This is a genomic window from Roseitranquillus sediminis (genome assembly GCF_016918935.1).
Lineage (GTDB): Bacteria > Pseudomonadota > Alphaproteobacteria > Rhodobacterales > Rhodobacteraceae > Roseitranquillus > Roseitranquillus sediminis.
On the sequence record NZ_JAFFOB010000012.1, the window covers coordinates 133598 to 149645 of the forward strand.

Genomic DNA, 16048 nt, shown 5'->3' on the forward strand with positions numbered 1-16048 from the left:
GCGGCTGGTCTACGTCGAACGCGCCCGCCATCGCGGGCAACACTTCGGTGACCGGGCCCCTCTGGCGAGTGCATGCGGCGCACTCGTGATGTCGGCGCCGCGAGCATGAGAATGCCGCCGGGAAATCGACAACAATGACTTCGTCACGAGCGGAAGCGCGCGCCCCTCGGCGTGCACCGGAGGCGCGGACATGAGCGCCCAGAATGGACTGATGTACTACTTCAAGTGGGCCTTCATCGTCACCTTCGCGGGGCTGGCCCTGGGCGCGCTCCTCGGCTGGCGAATGACCGGCACGGCCTCCGGGACCGCGACGATCTTCTTCATCTGCTTCGTCCTCGCCATCCTCGAGATCTCGCTGTCGTTCGACAACGCGATCGTCAACGCCAACAAGCTCAAGACGATGACGCCGGCCTGGCAGCGGCGTTTCCTGACGTGGGGGATCCTGATCGCCGTCTTCGGGATGCGGATCATCTTCCCGCTGCTGATCGTTGTCATCGCGGCGCAGATCGGCCCGATCCAGGCGATCTACCTGGCCGCCGCGCGACCCGAGGAGTACGCGCGCATCATGAACGAGGCGCACCTGCCGATCGCGGCGTTCGGCGGCACGTTCCTGATGATGGTGGGCCTCACCTACTTCTTCGACCACGAGAAGGACGTGCACTGGGTCCGCTGGATCGAGGAGAAGGCCGCCCGCTTCGCCACGGTCCGTGGAATCGAGGTTGCCTTCGTGCTCCTGTTGATCCTCGGCTTCTCTCGGGCGCTGGAGGGACCGGAGGCGTCGGTCTTCGTCCATTCGGCGATCTATGGCCTGCTGACATTCCTGCTGGTCGAGGTGGCGGGCGGACTGATCGATGCCTCGCAGCAAGCGCTCGACACGGCGGCCAAGGGCGGGCTGGGCGCGTTCCTGTACCTGGAGGTGCTCGACGCCTCTTTCTCGTTCGACGGCGTGATCGGCGCCTTCGCGCTCAGCCAGAACCTCTTCGTGATCGCAATCGGTCTCGGCATCGGCGCGATGTACGTGCGCTCGATGACCATCATGTTGGTCGAGAAGGGAACGCTGGCGCGCTACCGCTACATCGAGCACGGCGCGTTCTACGCGATCCTGATCCTCTCGGTGATCATGTACGCGCAATCGCTGGTTCACATTCCGGAGGTCATCACCGGACTCGGCGGCGCGGCCTTGATCGGCATCTCGCTCTGGTCGTCGGTCCGCTGGAACAGGGCCAACAGCGAGCTGGTGGGACCGGACGGCTCGAAGCTCTAGGAGCGCGGGAGGAGCCTCGTCAGGCCGCCGAGGGTTCGACGGCCACTTCCGCCGGCGCCAGTTCGACGGCGCCGGCCGGATGACGCGTCTCAGCCACCTGCGCCGTGACCGCGGCAAAGAAGATCACGCTCGCGGCCATGACGAACACGTGCCAGATCGTGTTGTGGAACGGCATCCGCTCGAAGAGGTAGAATGCGACGCCGGCGGTGTAGAGAACGCCGCCCACGATCATCAGCCATACGACGTGCGGCGGCAGCGCGGCGAGGAGGTTCTGACCCGCGAACACGATCGCCCAGCCCATCAAGAGATAGAGCCCGATTGCCACCCACCGCATCCGCTCGGGCGCAAGGATCCGCAGTGCGGTTCCGGCGAATGCTGCCGTCCAGAGCGCGACAAGCAGGTAACCGTCCTGTCCGCCGGACAGCAGGATGAAGGGCGTGTAGGTGCCCGCGATCTTGAAGTAGATCGCCGAGTGATCGAGCCGTCGGAAGAGCGCCGTCCACTCGCTCGAATCCCAGATGTTGTATAGGGCCGAGCAGAGGATCATCGCGATGAGGGTGATGCCGTAGACGGTGGTGCCGACCACCGCCGCCGCGTTCCCGTGCCAGACCGAGGCGAGCGTGATCAGAACCGGTGCCGCCAGAATCGCGGCCGACAGGGCAAGCGCGTGGACCACTGCGTCAGACAGGCGCTCGGCGCGGCTATACTCGGTACGAGGCAAGAACGAAGAAAACATCTGGCGATACCCGGACGACGTAAGACAGGCACTTTCTATCCCGCCAATGTAACACGAGGGCTTCGCCCGTCCCTTGACGAAAGGGACCGTCGTCGCGTCACTCGCCGACAACGTGTGCCAGCCGCACCTCTATCGCAACCGCAGGACCGTGAGTCCGGCCAGCCGACGCGCGCACTGATTCGCCCGCCCGCTACCGCAGCCGCGCGATGTAGGGGTCTGCCGGTCCGCCGAGCCCGGCCAGTCCGACGCCGCCCCTCGGCGCGGCGGCTGCCGCAGGCGCGACCACCGCAGGTGTTCCTCCCGGCGCGGCGGGCAAACCCGGTGTCGCGGCGAAGAACGAGCCGGGTCCGGCAAGATCCTGCGGCACCGTGCCGAACGCACTGCCCCTCGCGACCATGAGATGCCGGGTCGCATAACGCGGCTTTGGCGGCGCATCGACCGCCACGACACTCGGCGCCGCCGCGAAGCCGGCGTCCATCAGCTGCGCCACCTTGGCGTTGCGCGCAACCGTGGAGGCGCCCCCAAGGAGCGTGACGATCAGCCGCTCTCCGTCGCGCTCGGCCGACGCGGTGAGGTTGTAGCCGGCCGCGCGGGTGTAGCCTGTCTTGATGCCGTCCGCGCCGGGGTAGTCGCGCAGGAAGCGTCCGTTGGTATGACCGACCTGCGCCATCCCGGCATCCGCTGTCTGCCTGCTGAAGAGGTTGTAATAGGCGGGGAAGTCGAAGAAGAGCTGCCGCCCTAGGATGGACATGTCCCGCGCCGTGGAGAGGTGCCCCTCCTCCGTCAGGCCGTGGGCGTTGCGAAAGCTGGTGCCCGACATGCCCAGCGCCGCCGCCGTGGCGTTCATACGCTCGACGAACGCCTCCTCGCTGCCGGAGATCGCCTCGCCCAGCGCGGTCGCGGCGTCGTTGGCCGACTTGACGGCAGTGGCGCGGACCAGATGCACGAGCTTGATCCGCTGCCCTTCAGAAAGGCCGAGGCGCGAAGGCGGCTCCGACGCCGCGTTGGCCGAGACGAAGGTCTCTTCCTCCAGATCGATTTCGTCGCGCTCGGCCGCCTCGAACGCGATGTAGAGCGTCATCATCTTGGTGAGCGAAGCCGGATGCAGCCGAGCATCCGCGTTCTCCTGATGATAGACCTCGCCCGAGCGGGCATCCATGACGAAGGCTGCGTGTGGCGCCGCTAGTGCCGGAACGGCCAGCGTCAGGAGGCCAAACGCCAGCACGAGGACCGCGGCGGCCGGATGCCGGAACCCTGAATGGGTGTGCTGCATGACCGCTCCCTGCCCTTGCGGCCGCTCTGCCAACCGGGCGGAGCGGTGCGCTTCTGCGCCGATCTCGGCGCCTCATGGCCCGCGAGACCTTTCGACGAGGTGAATGTCCGCGGGCCCTAGCGGATGTCGAGGTCGACCCAGACCGGCGCGTGGTCGCTGGCATTTTCGCGGCCGCGCACGCTGCGGTCGACGCCGGCGGCGGTCAGGCGCGGTGCGAGGTCCGGGCTCAGCAGGACGTGATCCAGGCGCAGGCCCGCGTCCCGCGGCCATCGGTTCCGGCGATAGTCCCAGAAGGTGTAGAGCGTGGCGGTGGGATGCGCGGCGCGCAGCGCATCCGTCCAGCCGTCGTCGACGAGCCTCCGCAGCGCCGCGCGCGCCTCCGGCTGGACCAGCGCATCGTTGTCGTAGGACGTCGTCGCATAGATGTCCCGCGCCTCCGGCACCACGTTGTAGTCGCCGGCGAGCACGACAGGGACGCCCGCGGCAAGCAGTCCCGAGGCACGGTCCCGCAACCGCGCGAGCCAGCGAAGTTTGTAGTCGAACTTCGGTCCCGGCTGCGGATTTCCGTTCGGCGCGTAGAGCGATGCGACGACGACGCCCCGGACCGCCGCCTCGACATAGCGCCGCTGCGCATCGGCCGCGTCGCCCGGCAGGTCCAGCCGCGTCGGCACCGGCGCGGCCCCGCGCGCGAGGATCGCGACGCCGTTCCAGCCGCGCTGTCCCCGCCAGAGGGCACCGTAGCCTGCCGCCTCGATTTCGGTCCGCGGAAAGGCCGCCTGCTCAGCCTTAAGCTCCTGCAGGCAGACCACGTCGGGCTGTGTCTCGCTCAGCCATTCAAGCAGGTTCCCGAGCCTGCGATTGATGCCGTTGATGTTGAAGGTGGCGATGCGCATCCTAGCGCACCAGGCCGGCAACCCACTGCGCCGTCCGCTCCGCGATGATGGCAAGATGATCCGCCTGAGTCAGCCCCGTCGTCCGCTTGCGTGGCTTCAGATCGTGGTCGCCGTCTTCGAGCCACAGCAGCTCGATCCTGTCCGAGAGGGCGTAGCCCTCGACCTCCTCGCGGCTGCCAAGCGGGTCGCGCGTGCCCTGGCAAATCAGCGTCGGTGTCGCCAGGCCCGCGAGGTGCGCCGTCCTGAGGCGGTCGGGCTTGCCGACCGGGTGAAACGGGTAGCCGAGGCAGAGCAGGCCCGCAGCGCGGCCGCCGCTGAATTCCTCGTCCGCCAGCAGGCTCGCGACGCGACCGCCAAGGGACTTGCCGCCGATCACCAGCGGCTGGCGTGCCGCTAGCGCGTCAATGGCGTCCCGATACTCCGGCACCAGCGCTTCCGCCCGTGGCGGCGGACGGCGTCCACGGTCGCGTTGCGCTCTCATGTAGCCGAATTCAAAGCGCGCGACATGTAGCCCGGCCTGGGCGAACGCTTCTACGGCGGCATTCATGAAGGCGGAGTCCATCGCCGCGCCCGCGCCGTGGGCGAGCAGCAGGGACGCCGGAGCGTCCGAGGGACCCTCGAACAGGAACAACGGCTGCCGGGACGGCGAGGCGCCGGCGCCGGCGTCATTCGCAGGTGTAGAAGCCGCGGTAGCCGACCTGCAGCCCTCGCTCCAGCTCGAAGACCAGCTCCGCGTCCGAGCGCCAGTCCGCCTCGGCGCCGAGTGGACGCACGGTGGCGGTGGCGCCATCGGCGACGAATGTGGCGCCGTCCGGCCCCACCGCCGCCCCGGCCTCCATGGGCACGATGACGCCGTTCAGCTTGATGACGCCAGCATTGCCGCCAGCGCTGGCCCAGAGAATTGGGTCCGTTTCCGGACTGCGGTTGAACACGCAGCGCGGCCCGTCGCCCAGCACTTGGTCCGCCTCAGCCTCGACCAGCGGCGACGGGTCCAGCGTCGAGACCAGCACGTTCGACAGCGCGTCCCCAATCGTACCGACTTCGGGCAGCGGGTCCTCGTAGACGCTCTCGACCACGTTGCCGGCCGAGACTTCGGCGATCAGGTAGCGCATCTCGGCGATCTCGCGCCGCTGCGCCAGGATGATCTCGTGCGCGAGCTTGGCCACGCGCGGGTCGCGGATCTGCGCCCGCTCCGAGGTCATCACCGCGATCGAGTGGTGCGGGATCATCGCCCGCATGTAGCTCGGCCCCGACACCGTCGCCTGGCCGCGCACCAGCCAAAGCATCAGCGCGAAGACGACCGCCGCGCCCACGAAGATCGCGATGTTGAGCTTCATGTTGGAGTACATGCCGAGCATGTAGGCCAGCATGATGACCGCCATCGTCGCGCCCATCATCAACGCCATGTAGGTGCGCGTCTCGGAGAAGAAGAGATGCTCCCAGGCGTAGGTGTTAAGGTACATCAGGATGAACATCACCACCGTCGAGGTGAGGATCATCAGCCCGAAGCGGATGTAGGACATGCGGCGCTCCTCTCGTCAGTTGGCGGCCGGCGTCTCACCGGGCGGATTGGCGATCAGCGTCGCGTAGTCCTCGGGCGTGAGACCCGGCAGACGCGTGACGAATGCACTAAGAGCCGCGATCTCCTGCCGGCCGTGGTGGCCGCCGAAGGCCGGCATGCCCGACATCTTGATGCCGTTCTCGACGATCCAGTAGATCTCCTCGGCGCTCCAGTCCGACGCCGCCTCCATCAGGTGCGGCGGCTCGGGTCGCATGCCGCGCGACCAGTACGTCGGGTCCTGCCCTGGCGCACCATGGCAATAGGCGCAGCTCTCGGCGTAGCGGCCCGCGCCTTCGACCACGAGCGCATCCTCGAACTCCTCCGGCAGCTCCACATCGCCGGATCGCCGCGCGACCGAGCGGTGCATCGTCGTGTCCAGCGTCCACCGCACTAGGTCGGCGTGCCGGTCGGACGCGGCCACGTTGTAGGCGCCGGTGTAGGCAACAGCCAGCCAGACAACGACCGCGACGGCTATGGCGGCGAGCGCTCCGCCAAGGAACGATTTCATGGGCGTGCCTCCGTCGTCAGCAGATCCTGTTCGTTCCCAATGGCCTGCCGCGCCGACAGTTCCCCGTGGCTTCTAACGGCCGGCGCTGCTCTCAGCGTGATCGGGAGCTCTTGCGGGAACCAGAACGGGCCGAGGGTCATGGGTCGGACAAACCCACCTCTCAATCCAGGATTGTCAAAATGGCGCACGAACCGACCCCTCCGCAGCCGGAGCAGCAGCAGGACATGCCAGGCGTGACCGGCGAAATGGACCCTCGCCCAGACCATGGCGAGGACAGCTACGTCGGCCATGGCCGCCTTGCCGGCAAGCGGACCATCATCACCGGCGCCGACAGCGGCATCGGCCGCGCCGTGGCGCTGGCCTTCGCACGCGAGGGCGCGGACGTGCTGATCTCATATCTCAACGAGGACGAGGATGCGCGCGAGACGGCGCGCCTCGTCGAGGAGGCCGGCCAGAAGGCGGTGCTGGTGCCGGGTGACGTGAGCGACCCCGCGCACTGCCGCAAGATCGTTGAGGAGGCGGTCTCGGCCTTCGGCGGCCTCGATGTGCTGGTGAGCAACGCCGCGCACCAGGCGAGCTTCGGCGCCTTCGAGGACATCACCGAGGAGGAGTGGCGCACCACCTTCGCCACCAACGTCGACGCGTTCTTCTACCTCGTGAAGGCCGCGCTGCCGCACATGAAGGAAGGCGCCTCGATCATCGCCACGACCTCGATCAACGCTGACCAGCCAAGCCCGATGCTGCTGCCCTATGCGACCACGAAAGGCACGATCCGCGACTTCGTGGCGGGCCTCGGGCAGATGTTGGCGGAGCGCCGCATCCGCGTGAACGCCGTGGCGCCCGGCCCCGTCTGGACACCGTTGATCCCGTCGACCATGCCGCCGGAGAAGGTCAAGAGCTTCGGCAAGAACACCCCCATCGGCCGCGCCGGCCAGCCCAAGGAACTCGCCCCGCCCTACGTCATGCTGGCGAGCGACGAGTCGAGCTACATCATCGGCGCAACGATCCCAGTAACCGGTGGGCGGCCCTTCATCTGACGAAGACAGGTCCGGCGAACCAGACCCGCTCGACCAATGCAGTACGGGCCAGTGCGGCAGATGTTGCCGGCCTCCACGCAGAGCGGCAGGCGATAGCCTCGGATGTCGCGAAAATCGGAGAGCCTGCCACCGGACCCGGCAGTCGGGCGGCGGGCGCCCGGAAACCGGCTTCGGCCGCTCAATGGCCGAACGCAGAGCGAGCATGGTCGGGGCCGCCGCCGATCCATCCGACCGGAAAAGCCAACATGATGCGGAAGCGAGTCCAGATCGGGAAAGGCTGCGGCCCGGTCGCACCGGGCCGCAGCGCCCTTTCAGCCGGCCGTGGCGCTCTCACGCGCCTTGGCGGCCTCGGCCTCCGGAAGTCCGGGCATCGAGAAGCCGATCTCCTCCAGATCCCCGAGGAAGCTGGCGAGCTGCTTTTCGTCGAGCTGCACGAGGGGTGGACGGACTCGGCGCCAGCCGGCATCGCCCGAGTGGTGCGCCGTCGCCGCCTTCAGCGCCGGGATCATCGGATAGGACTGGAACACGGCGCGGACGCGATCAAGGTCCGCCTGCCGCGCGTCTGCGTCGTCGGCCTGCCAGTCGCGGGCCACCGCGGCAATCGCGGCGGGGTTCACGTTTGCGGTCGCCGAGATGCAGCCCACGCCGCCGGTCCGCAGCGTCTTCAGGAGGAACACCTCCGAGCCCGCGAAAACCTCAAAGCCGCGGCTGCCGAAGCGCTGGATCATCGCTTCGGTGTGACTCCAGTCGCCGCCCGAATCTTTGACCCCGGCGATGATGCCGGGATGCGCGTCGAGCAGCCGCTCGATCAGGTCGAGCCCCAGCGGGATCTGCGCGACCGGCGGGATGTGGTAGAGGTAGATCCGCAGCCGGTCGTCCCCGACGCCCTCGATCACGCGGCTGAAATAGTCGAAGAGACCGTCGTCGCTCACGCCCTTGTAGTAGAAGGGCGGCAGCATCAGCACCCCGCCCACGCCGTGCTCCACCGCATGCCGGGTCAGCTCGATGGTCTCGGGCAGGCTGTTGGTGCCGGTCCCGGGCATCATCCGATTGGCCGGGAGACCGGCCCCGACCACGACCTCCAGCAGCCGCTTCCGCTCGGCGAGCGAGAGCGAGTTGGCCTCGGAGTTGGTGCCGAAGAGCGCCAGTCCGACGTCGTTCTCCAGCATCCAGCGGCAATGCGTCACGAGCTTGGCCTCGTCTGGCCGGAGCTCCTCGTCGAACGGGGTGATGACGGGCGTCAGGACGCCGGACATGGGCATGGTGTTCCTCCAGGTTCATCTGTCTCGCCGGCTTCTTAGCCCGAGCGCTCCCTCGAAGAACACCCCTGCCGGGATCCACACGCCCCCTGGCGCTCCGTGTTCGTTTCCGGCCCTTAAATCCAACTGAAATAATCGGAATTGACTTGCCAGTTTTGTTTTGTAAGCTTCCGGGCACCGGAAGACCGATCGAGCAGCAGGGGAGAAAGAAGCCCACATGCGCGGCCTTTCCGGCGCGCCTGAGGCGCCCGCCGATCGGCTGAAGGAAGGTTTGTGATGGCCGCGACCCTGAAGACCTGGACCCGATGACCGCTTCGGCGCCGATCCGCGGCGGCACTCCGGTCACTTGGCTCGAGGATCTGCCACCGCCCGAGGCACTGGTCGTCCAGTACCTCCGCGACTGGTGCGCAGATGCATCCGGCCGAGCCCGTACCATGGCACACGCGACCGCGGCACTGGGGGAGGACGAGGCGGAACGCGCACTTCACTGCTGGGGCGAGCTGATCAACATGCTCACCCGGTACGGCCAACGCACCCTGGTGCTGAATGGCAGTAAATGCCGATCCGTCGGCTCTGACGAGGCGGTCTTCGCGCATTTCGTGACGACCGCCGCCCTCGGCGAGAGGGAGGAGGCGATGCTCATCGCCTCGCTGCTCGTGCGTGCCGACCTGCTCTGTCCCGCCGTCCACCTTGCCCAGTCCGCCGGGCTCGCCATCGCCCGCATCGCCCTTCGCGCCGCACGGACAGCGGGCGCCATGCCCCCCGCCCCCACACGCCACTGAAACGCCGGAACCGCCTCATGCGACGGAGCTCATGATCGTCTGCCATTGCGCCTCCATCACCGACCGCGACATCCGCGCAGCTCTGGACTGGATGCGCGCCGCCGACCCCGATACGGTGATCACACCCGGCAAGGAGACCCTGCGCGAGACGCTCGACGCCGACCTCGCCGCCGAGCACGAAGCACGCACCCTCTACATCGAGGCGCGCGATCACTGCGAGAGCGTGGGCGACTACGTGACGAAGAACCTCTTCGAGGAGCTGATCGCAGACGAGGAGGGGCACATCGACTACCTCGAGACGCAGATCCACCTCTACGAGCGGATGGGCGTCGAGCGCTACGAGCTCCTGAACGCGAAGCCCGCGGACGAGGCTGAGCAGTAGCGCATCACCGCGCGGTGGCGCCGGTCAGCGCGTGGCCGCCTCCGCGATCACCGGAAGCCGGACTTACGGAGCGCCGGCGCCCGACTCGGCAGCATCTCGGCGACCGACGCGGGCCAGATAGGCGTTGCCGACGTCGCGCGGCCATTGGTGCTCCGGCTGACGCGCGGCCAGCGCCTCGTCGATCTCGACCTCGTCGAAGCCGGAGCGGCGGGCGTGACGGTACTGGTCGGCCAGCACGTGCCCCGCCGCCCGCAGCCGGCCGGCGTAGCCCGCCATCCTGAGCCGTCGCGCCAGGCTGAAGCCGCGCCCGTCGGCAAAGCTCGCAAAGCCGATGCGCACCATCGGCGCTCCCTCGGCCGCGGCGATCAGAGCGGCCGGGTCCGCATCGCCGCCCACATCGAGCGCCGCGCCGCCCTCTTCGCCGATGGAACGGAAGCCTGCGGTCCAGTCGTCGGATGCGAAGCCGCTGTCAGTGACGATCACGCTCATGCCGCGTCCTCTCCTTCCGTTCTGGTCCGCACCAGCCGGCCGTCCGCGAAATGGATGCCGCACTCGTCCTTCTCGAGCCCCGGCCAGCGGCCGGCCCGTTCGTCCTCGCCAGGCGCGACGGGCCGCGTGCAGGGCGCGCAACCGAGCGACGGATAGCCTCGCGAGACGAGCGGATGGCGCGGCAGGTCGTGGCGCACGAAATAGGCGCCGATGTCGTCGCGCGACCAGTGCGCCAGCGGGTCGAGCCGCAGCCGCCCCGCCTGGTCCTGGCTGAAGGTCTCGATGCGCGCGCGGCCCACCGACTGAAAGCGCTTGCGGCCGCTGATCGTCACGTCGAAGCCCGCCAGCACCTCGTCCAGCGGCGCAACCTTGCGGAAATGGCAGCAGGCATCGGCGTCGAGCCGGTGCAGGTCCCCGTCGGGATCGTGCAGCGCAACCGCCTCGGCCGAGGGGCTGATCCGCCGCACGCCCGTCAGGCGCAACCGCTCGGCGAGGTCGCGCTGGTAGTGCAGCGTCTCAGGGAACAGCATCAGGCTGTCGACGAACAGCACCGGCGTATCGGGCGCCACCTCCGACAGCATGTGCAGCAGCACGGCCGAGTCCGCACCGAACGAGCTGATCATGGCGACGCGCCCGCCGTAGAGGCCGCGCGACGCGTGGGTGACCAGCTCCTCGGCCGAGGTGGCGGCGTGGAACTCGTTGAGCGCGGAGATGCGCCGGGGATCATGCCGCATCGGACTTCACCTCCGGGTAGAGCGCATCCTTGAACGGCTGCGCCCCTAGACGCCGGTAGGTCCGGATGAAGGTCTCGTCCCGGCTCGCCCGCAGCGCGAGATAGGCCTCGACCAGCCGCTCGACCGCCGGCACGATCTCGTCCGCCGAAAAGCCGGGGCCGGCGCGCTCGCCGATGGCCGCCGTTTCGGTCCCGTCACCGCCCAGCGTCACCTGGTAGCTCTCCACCCCCGCCTTCTCGAGGCCGAGAATGCCGATGTGGCCGACATGGTGGTGGCCGCAGGCGTTGATGCAGCCCGAGATCTTGATCTTCAGCCCGCCGATGTCGCGCTGCCGCGCCATGTCCGCAAAGGCCTCCGCAATGCCCTTCGCGACCGGGATCGACCGCGCCGTCGCCAGCGCGCAGTAGTCCATGCCGGGGCACGAGATGATGTCGCTGATGAGCCCCGCATTCGGCGTGGCGAGCCCCACCCGCTCCAGTGCCGCATGGACGGCGGCCAGGTCGGCGCGGTGGACGTGCGGCAGGATCACGTTCTGCTCATGGCTGATCCGGAGCTCGTCGTGGCTGTAGCGCTCCGCGAGGTTGGCCAGCACCCGCATCTGCTCCGCCGTCGCGTCGCCCGGCGTCTCGCCGCGCGCCTTGAGCGACACCGTGACGATCGCATGATCGAGCCGCTTGTGCCGCGCGACGTTCGTGCGGAGGAACTGCGCCACCCCAGGCGACAGCACCGGCGGGACCGGCGCGTCTTTCCACTGAGGCTCGGTGAAGCTGGCCGCTATCTTGCGGATCAGGTCGTCGGGCGGGGTGAACAGCGTGCGCTGCGCCTGAAACGCCTCCTCAACCCACAGGCGCACCTGCTCCAGTCCGTGCTCGTGCAGCACGATCTTGAGCCGCGCCTTGTGCTTGTTGTCCCGTCGCCCACGCAGGTTGTAGACTTGCAGGATCGCCTCGAGATAGGGCAGCAGGTCCGCCTTGGGCAGAAACCGCCGGATCACCTGCGCTAGGATCGGCGTGCGCCCGAGGCCGCCGCCGACGCTGACCTCGTAGCCAGGCTCGCCCGCGTCGTTCAACACCATCCTCAGCCCGATGTCGTGCGACTTCGTCACCGCCCGGTCGTTGGGCGAGCCCGAGACGGCGATCTTGAACTTCCGCGGCAGGAACGCGAATTCCGGATGGTCGGTCGACCATTGCCGAACCAACTCTGCCGTCGGCCGCGGGTCCTCGATCTCGTCCGCCGCCGCGCCGGCGAAATGGTCCGCTGTCACGTTCCGCACGCAGTTGCCCGAGGTCTGGATCGCGTGCATCCCGACGTCGGCGAGCGCGCCCAGGATGTCCGGCACGTCCCTCAGCTTCGGCCAGTTGAACTGGATGTTCTGCCGGGTGGTGAAGTGGCCATAGCCCTTGTCCCAGCGCTCGGCGATCATCGCGAGCTGACGCATCTGCCGGCTAGAGAGCGTGCCGTAGGGAATCGCCACGCGCAGCATGTAGGCATGGAGCTGCAGGTAGAGACCGTTCTGCAGCCTCAGCGGCTTGAATTCGTCCTCGGTCAAGGAACCGTCGAGCCGCCGCGCCACCTGGCTGCGGAAGATCTCGACCCGCTCGCGCACGAAGGTGTCGTCGAAGTCGTCGTACTGGTACATCTTCAGCCCTGTGCCTGCTTTCCATGCGGATAGTTGGAAGGCCCGCGGGCGCGGAACGCCTCGCGGAAGTGGATCGGCCGGGCACCGTCCGGTCCCGGCTCGGCTTCGGCGAGGTAGGGACCGACGACCTGGTCGTACTGCTCCTCCGCCGCGCGGAGCAGCGTCTGCGCCTGCGCCTCCTCCGTCAGGAGCTCGGCGTCGCCATGCCTGAGGCTCCAGTCGCCGGCGGCAGTCAGGTAGACCACGTCGCCCGTCAGCAGGTCGTTGGCCGTCACGATTGAAGTCTTGAACTTCTTCGCCATCAGACTGCCTCCCTCTCCGGCACCCGCACCGCCACGTGCCGCGGCTCAATCCCCACCAGCAGGACGGCGGGTCCGTCGACCGCCTCGGCCTTCAGCGTCTTGGGCAGATCGATGAGGCGCGTTGCGATCACCCGCTCGCCCGGAAGCGAGGCATTCTCGACCACCGTCACGGGCAGGTCGGCGGGCGCGCCGTGCATCATCAGCCGCCCGCGGATGAAGGTCGCGGCGCGCTTGCCCATGTAGATAGCGGCAGCGGAACGGCCCCGCGCGAGTTCGCGCCATTCGTGCTCCGCATAGCCGTTGCAGTCGTGGCCGGTCATCAGCCACACCGAGTCGTTGCGCCCGCGCCGGGTCAGCCCGGTGCCGAGGCCCGCCGCCGCAGCCGAGGCCGCCGAGATCCCCGGCACGACCTGCCACGCCAGGCCCGCAGCCTCGACCGCCGCCACCTCCTCGTCGAGCCGCGCAAAAACCGTCGGATCGCCGCCCTTCAGCCGGACCACGTGCCGGCCCGCGAGCCCCCGCGCCACGATCAACGCGTTGATGTCCGCCTGCGACCACGACTCGTCGAAGCCGGTCTTGCCCGCCACCACGACTTCCGCGCCGCCCGGCGCAAGGGCCAGGACCTCCGCGCCCACGAGGCGGTCGGCCACGATCACCTCGGCCGTCTCGATCAAGCGCGCGGCCTTCAACGTCAGGAGCTCGACATTGCCCGGCCCTGCGCCCACGAAGGCCACGCGCCCGGGCTGGACGCGCGCCCGCTCGCCCCCCGGGGCTCTGCGACGGGCCAAGCCCGACAGCGCCGCGGCAGCCTTGCGCGAGATGCGGTAAAGAAACGGAGTGGCGGCCATGGCATCCTCGCTGGCATTACAGGGCCAAGGTAGAATACTGTTCCGGATGACCGCCATACATCGCCGCGAAAAAGGACTACGTCCCAAGTCCCGGCCAGTCATAGAGACGATGTCCCAAGGATGGAGGAGGCGACATGACAGAGTCGCGGATCGACGACACCGACCGCAGGATCCTGGCCGAACTGCAGCGTGACTCGACGCGCTCGCTCGACGATCTGGCCCGTCAGGTGGGCTCGTCCAAGACCGTTGTCTGGAACCGGATCCGCAAGCTGCGCGAGTCGGGCGTCATCCGACAGCAATCGGCAATCCTCGACCCCGAGAAGCTCGGGTTTGAGAGCTGCTTCTTCGTGCTGGTGCGCACCGCGCAGCACGACGCGGAGTGGCTGCAGCGGTTTCTCGAGGCTGTGCAGCGGCGGCCCGAGGTGCTTGAGGCGCACCGGCTGGCGGGCGACATCGACTACATCCTCAAGGTGCGGGTCCCGAACGCCAAGGCCTACGATGCCTTCTACCGCGCCCTCATCGCCGACGTGTCGATCTACAACGTCACCGCCCTGCTCTCGATGGAGTCGATCAAGGAGACCCTGGCTCTCCCGCTCGACTGACCCGCCCGACCGGGCCGCATGTCAAAGCGGCGGGCGCTCCGCATGCACCCCAAGGTCGGCCTCCAGCGCCATCCCGAGGGTGCAGAGCCGGCCTTCGTCGAAAAGACGGCCCCAGAGCGAAATGCCGTGCGGCACGCGAAAGAGGCGCCCGTGGTCCGGCCCCTCGCCCAGCGTCATGCGCGCATCGGCGATCGACGGGTTCGCGCGGACCGGGCTGTCGACGAAGCCGGCGCGCAGATGCAGGCACGGATGGCCCGTAAAATTGCTTGCCACCATCATCGGCCCAATCCTCAGCGGCCCGATCACCGCGTCGACCTCGTGGAACAGCGCGTCGAGCGCCAGCATCACGCGGTAGCGCAACCGGTCCGACTGCACATGATCCACAGCGGAGAGAAAGCGCGCCTTCCGAAAGGTGTTGGGCCAGGCGGCCTTGTCCTGCCAGACCAGCTCGTCGTCCCGGCCGCTCAGGGTCAGATCCTCGAACGCGGCCGCCGCCTCGGCGAAGAGGATCGGCATCAGCGCGTCGTAAGGCAGGTCCGGCAGCGCCACCTCGACCAGCTCGACGTCGAGCCGACGCACCGCCTCCAACGCGGCGCGGTCGACCTCCGTCGCCGCCTCGTCCTCAAAGACGTACGGAAAGTAGCCGACGCGCATCCCGCGCGGCGTCGCGCTCGCGTCGAAGCCGAAGGCGGCGTCGATCGAGCTCCGGTCGCCCGGATCTGGTCCGTTCAACGCCTGGAGCACCAGCGCGCAATCTTCGACGCCGCGGCACATCGGCCCGATCTTGTCGAGCGACCAGCAGAGCGCCATCGCGCCCGAACGCCCGACGCGACCGAAGGTCGGCCGCAGCCCGGTGGAACCGCAGCGCTGCGACGGCGAGGTGATGGAGCCCATCGTTTCGGTCCCGATCGCGAAGCCGCAGAGACCCGCCGCGACCGCCGCCGCGGAACCTGCGCTCGACCCGCTCGAGCCCTCCTCCGTGTTCCACGGGTTCCGCGTGCGGCCGCCGAACCAGATGTCGCCGTAGGCGAGCGCCCCGAGCGTCGTCTTGCCGATCAGCACCGCGCCCGCCTCCCGCAGCCGCGCCACCACGTGCGCTTCGCGATCGGCCACGCGCTCGCGGTAGGGCATCGCGCCCCAGGTGGTCGGAATGCCGGCGGTGTCCAGCAGGTCCTTGGCGCCGTAGGGAACACCATGCAAGGGGCCGAGCCAGCGACCCTGCGCCAGAGCCGCGTCAGCCTCCTCGGCCTCGCGCAGGGCACGCTCGGCGGTGACGGTGACGAAACATTCCAGCCTCGGCGCAAGGCGCTCGATGCGCTCCAGGTAGATCTCGGTCAGCCGGCGACTTCTCAGCACTCCCCCGCGAAGCCAGCCCGCCAGGCGAGGCAACGGCGCGAACGCGACATCGGCGGGGTCGTCCGGCAGCGGCCCCGGATCACGCGTGATGCCGTGCAGACCATGATCCGTCGGCATGCTGAAACCGGGCGGCCGCGGATCGAAGCGCAGCGCCGTCGGCAGGTCATTCGGAAATACGCTATGCCTGCGCAGCCGCGCCAGCTCGATTTGCCCCTCCAGGTTGTCGAGCATCTGCGCACGCTCCGCTGGCGTGTACTCCACGCCCATGAGCCGCTCGGCCGCCGCCAGGTATTCTTCGGTGATCTGCGTCATGAGGCCTCCCTCACCCGGAAAGTCGCAGGCGCGGAGACATCATGGAAGCCGGGAAAAGCTGGACCGGCACC

General features: G+C 68.5%; 17 protein-coding genes and 1 pseudogene. 5 read left to right on the forward strand and 13 right to left on the reverse strand.

Annotation, left to right across the window (positions count from 1 at the left end; genetic code table 11):
• Positions 1–190: 190 nt before the first annotated feature.
• Positions 191–1264: a DUF475 domain-containing protein gene (locus JM664_RS06575; RefSeq protein WP_227419123.1), complete on the forward strand. Its 1074-nt coding sequence runs from the start codon at positions 191–193 to the stop codon at positions 1262–1264.
• 19 nt (positions 1265–1283) lie between these two features.
• On the opposite strand, the gene trhA is transcribed toward JM664_RS06575, so the two are convergent.
• From trhA to JM664_RS06605, 6 genes and pseudogenes are all read right to left on the reverse strand, one after another.
• Positions 1284–1940 (reverse strand): PAQR family membrane homeostasis protein TrhA, encoded by a 657-nt coding sequence (trhA, locus tag JM664_RS06580; RefSeq protein ID WP_406675773.1) that lies wholly within the window; start codon positions 1938–1940, stop codon positions 1284–1286.
• Positions 1941–2418: 478 nt separating this feature from the next.
• Positions 2419–3273 (reverse strand): annotated as a pseudogene (locus JM664_RS06585) (D-alanyl-D-alanine carboxypeptidase family protein); the annotation flags it as partial.
• Between the two features lie 116 nt (positions 3274–3389).
• Positions 3390–4166 (reverse strand): exodeoxyribonuclease III, encoded by a 777-nt coding sequence (locus JM664_RS06590; protein ID WP_227419125.1) that lies wholly within the window; start codon positions 4164–4166, stop codon positions 3390–3392.
• Position 4167: 1 nt separating this feature from the next.
• The gene (locus JM664_RS06595; protein ID WP_227419126.1) at positions 4168–4797 is read right to left on the reverse strand and encodes an alpha/beta hydrolase family protein; all 630 of its coding nucleotides are present in this window, start codon (positions 4795–4797) and stop codon (positions 4168–4170) included.
• Positions 4798–4831: 34 nt separating this feature from the next.
• Positions 4832–5689, reverse strand: coding sequence for a DUF305 domain-containing protein (locus JM664_RS06600; RefSeq protein WP_227419127.1), 858 nt, complete (start codon positions 5687–5689; stop codon positions 4832–4834).
• 15 nt (positions 5690–5704) lie between these two features.
• On the reverse strand, positions 5705–6235 hold the full coding sequence (locus JM664_RS06605; protein ID WP_227419128.1) for a c-type cytochrome: 531 nt from the start codon (positions 6233–6235) through the stop codon (positions 5705–5707).
• Between the two features lie 179 nt (positions 6236–6414).
• Between JM664_RS06605 and JM664_RS06610 the strand changes: the two genes are divergently transcribed.
• Positions 6415–7272, forward strand: coding sequence for an SDR family oxidoreductase (locus tag JM664_RS06610; RefSeq protein WP_227419129.1), 858 nt, complete (start codon positions 6415–6417; stop codon positions 7270–7272).
• A gap of 311 nt (positions 7273–7583) precedes the next feature.
• Here JM664_RS06610 and JM664_RS06615 read toward each other — a convergent pair whose 3' ends face one another.
• Entirely contained in the window at positions 7584–8534 is a 951-nt protein-coding gene (locus JM664_RS06615; protein WP_227419130.1) for a dihydrodipicolinate synthase family protein, read from the reverse strand.
• Between the two features lie 302 nt (positions 8535–8836).
• On the opposite strand from JM664_RS06615, the gene JM664_RS06620 reads away from it, so the two are divergent.
• Both JM664_RS06620 and JM664_RS06625 read left to right on the forward strand, forming a co-directional pair.
• Complete coding sequence (locus JM664_RS06620; RefSeq protein WP_227419131.1) at positions 8837–9313, forward strand: hypothetical protein; 477 nt, start codon at positions 8837–8839, stop codon at positions 9311–9313.
• Positions 9314–9404: 91 nt separating this feature from the next.
• The gene (locus JM664_RS06625) at positions 9405–9695 is read left to right on the forward strand and encodes a ferritin-like domain-containing protein (RefSeq protein WP_406675776.1); all 291 of its coding nucleotides are present in this window, start codon (positions 9405–9407) and stop codon (positions 9693–9695) included.
• Positions 9696–9758: 63 nt separating this feature from the next.
• Here JM664_RS06625 and JM664_RS06630 read toward each other — a convergent pair whose 3' ends face one another.
• From JM664_RS06630 to cobA, 5 genes are read right to left on the reverse strand one after another with little or no spacing between them, the layout of a single operon-like run.
• A complete protein-coding gene (locus JM664_RS06630; RefSeq protein WP_227419133.1) occupies positions 9759–10184 on the reverse strand; it encodes a DUF934 domain-containing protein in 426 nt (141 codons plus the stop codon).
• Entirely contained in the window at positions 10181–10918 is a 738-nt protein-coding gene (locus tag JM664_RS06635) for a phosphoadenylyl-sulfate reductase (RefSeq protein ID WP_227419134.1), read from the reverse strand. The genes JM664_RS06630 and JM664_RS06635 overlap by 4 nt, the downstream gene beginning before the upstream one ends.
• The gene (locus JM664_RS06640) at positions 10908–12557 is read right to left on the reverse strand and encodes a nitrite/sulfite reductase (RefSeq protein WP_227419135.1); all 1650 of its coding nucleotides are present in this window, start codon (positions 12555–12557) and stop codon (positions 10908–10910) included. The genes JM664_RS06635 and JM664_RS06640 overlap by 11 nt, the downstream gene beginning before the upstream one ends.
• A gap of 2 nt (positions 12558–12559) precedes the next feature.
• A complete protein-coding gene (locus JM664_RS06645; protein ID WP_227419136.1) occupies positions 12560–12859 on the reverse strand; it encodes a DUF2849 domain-containing protein in 300 nt (99 codons plus the stop codon).
• A complete protein-coding gene (cobA, locus tag JM664_RS06650; RefSeq protein ID WP_227419137.1) occupies positions 12859–13707 on the reverse strand; it encodes a uroporphyrinogen-III C-methyltransferase in 849 nt (282 codons plus the stop codon). The genes JM664_RS06645 and cobA overlap by 1 nt, the downstream gene beginning before the upstream one ends.
• A gap of 134 nt (positions 13708–13841) precedes the next feature.
• Between cobA and JM664_RS06655 the strand changes: the two genes are divergently transcribed.
• On the forward strand, positions 13842–14309 hold the full coding sequence (locus JM664_RS06655; protein ID WP_227419138.1) for an Lrp/AsnC family transcriptional regulator: 468 nt from the start codon (positions 13842–13844) through the stop codon (positions 14307–14309).
• Positions 14310–14330: 21 nt separating this feature from the next.
• On the opposite strand, the gene JM664_RS06660 is transcribed toward JM664_RS06655, so the two are convergent.
• Complete coding sequence (locus JM664_RS06660) at positions 14331–15977, reverse strand: amidase (protein ID WP_227419139.1); 1647 nt, start codon at positions 15975–15977, stop codon at positions 14331–14333.
• Between the last annotated feature and the right edge of the window lie 71 nt (positions 15978–16048).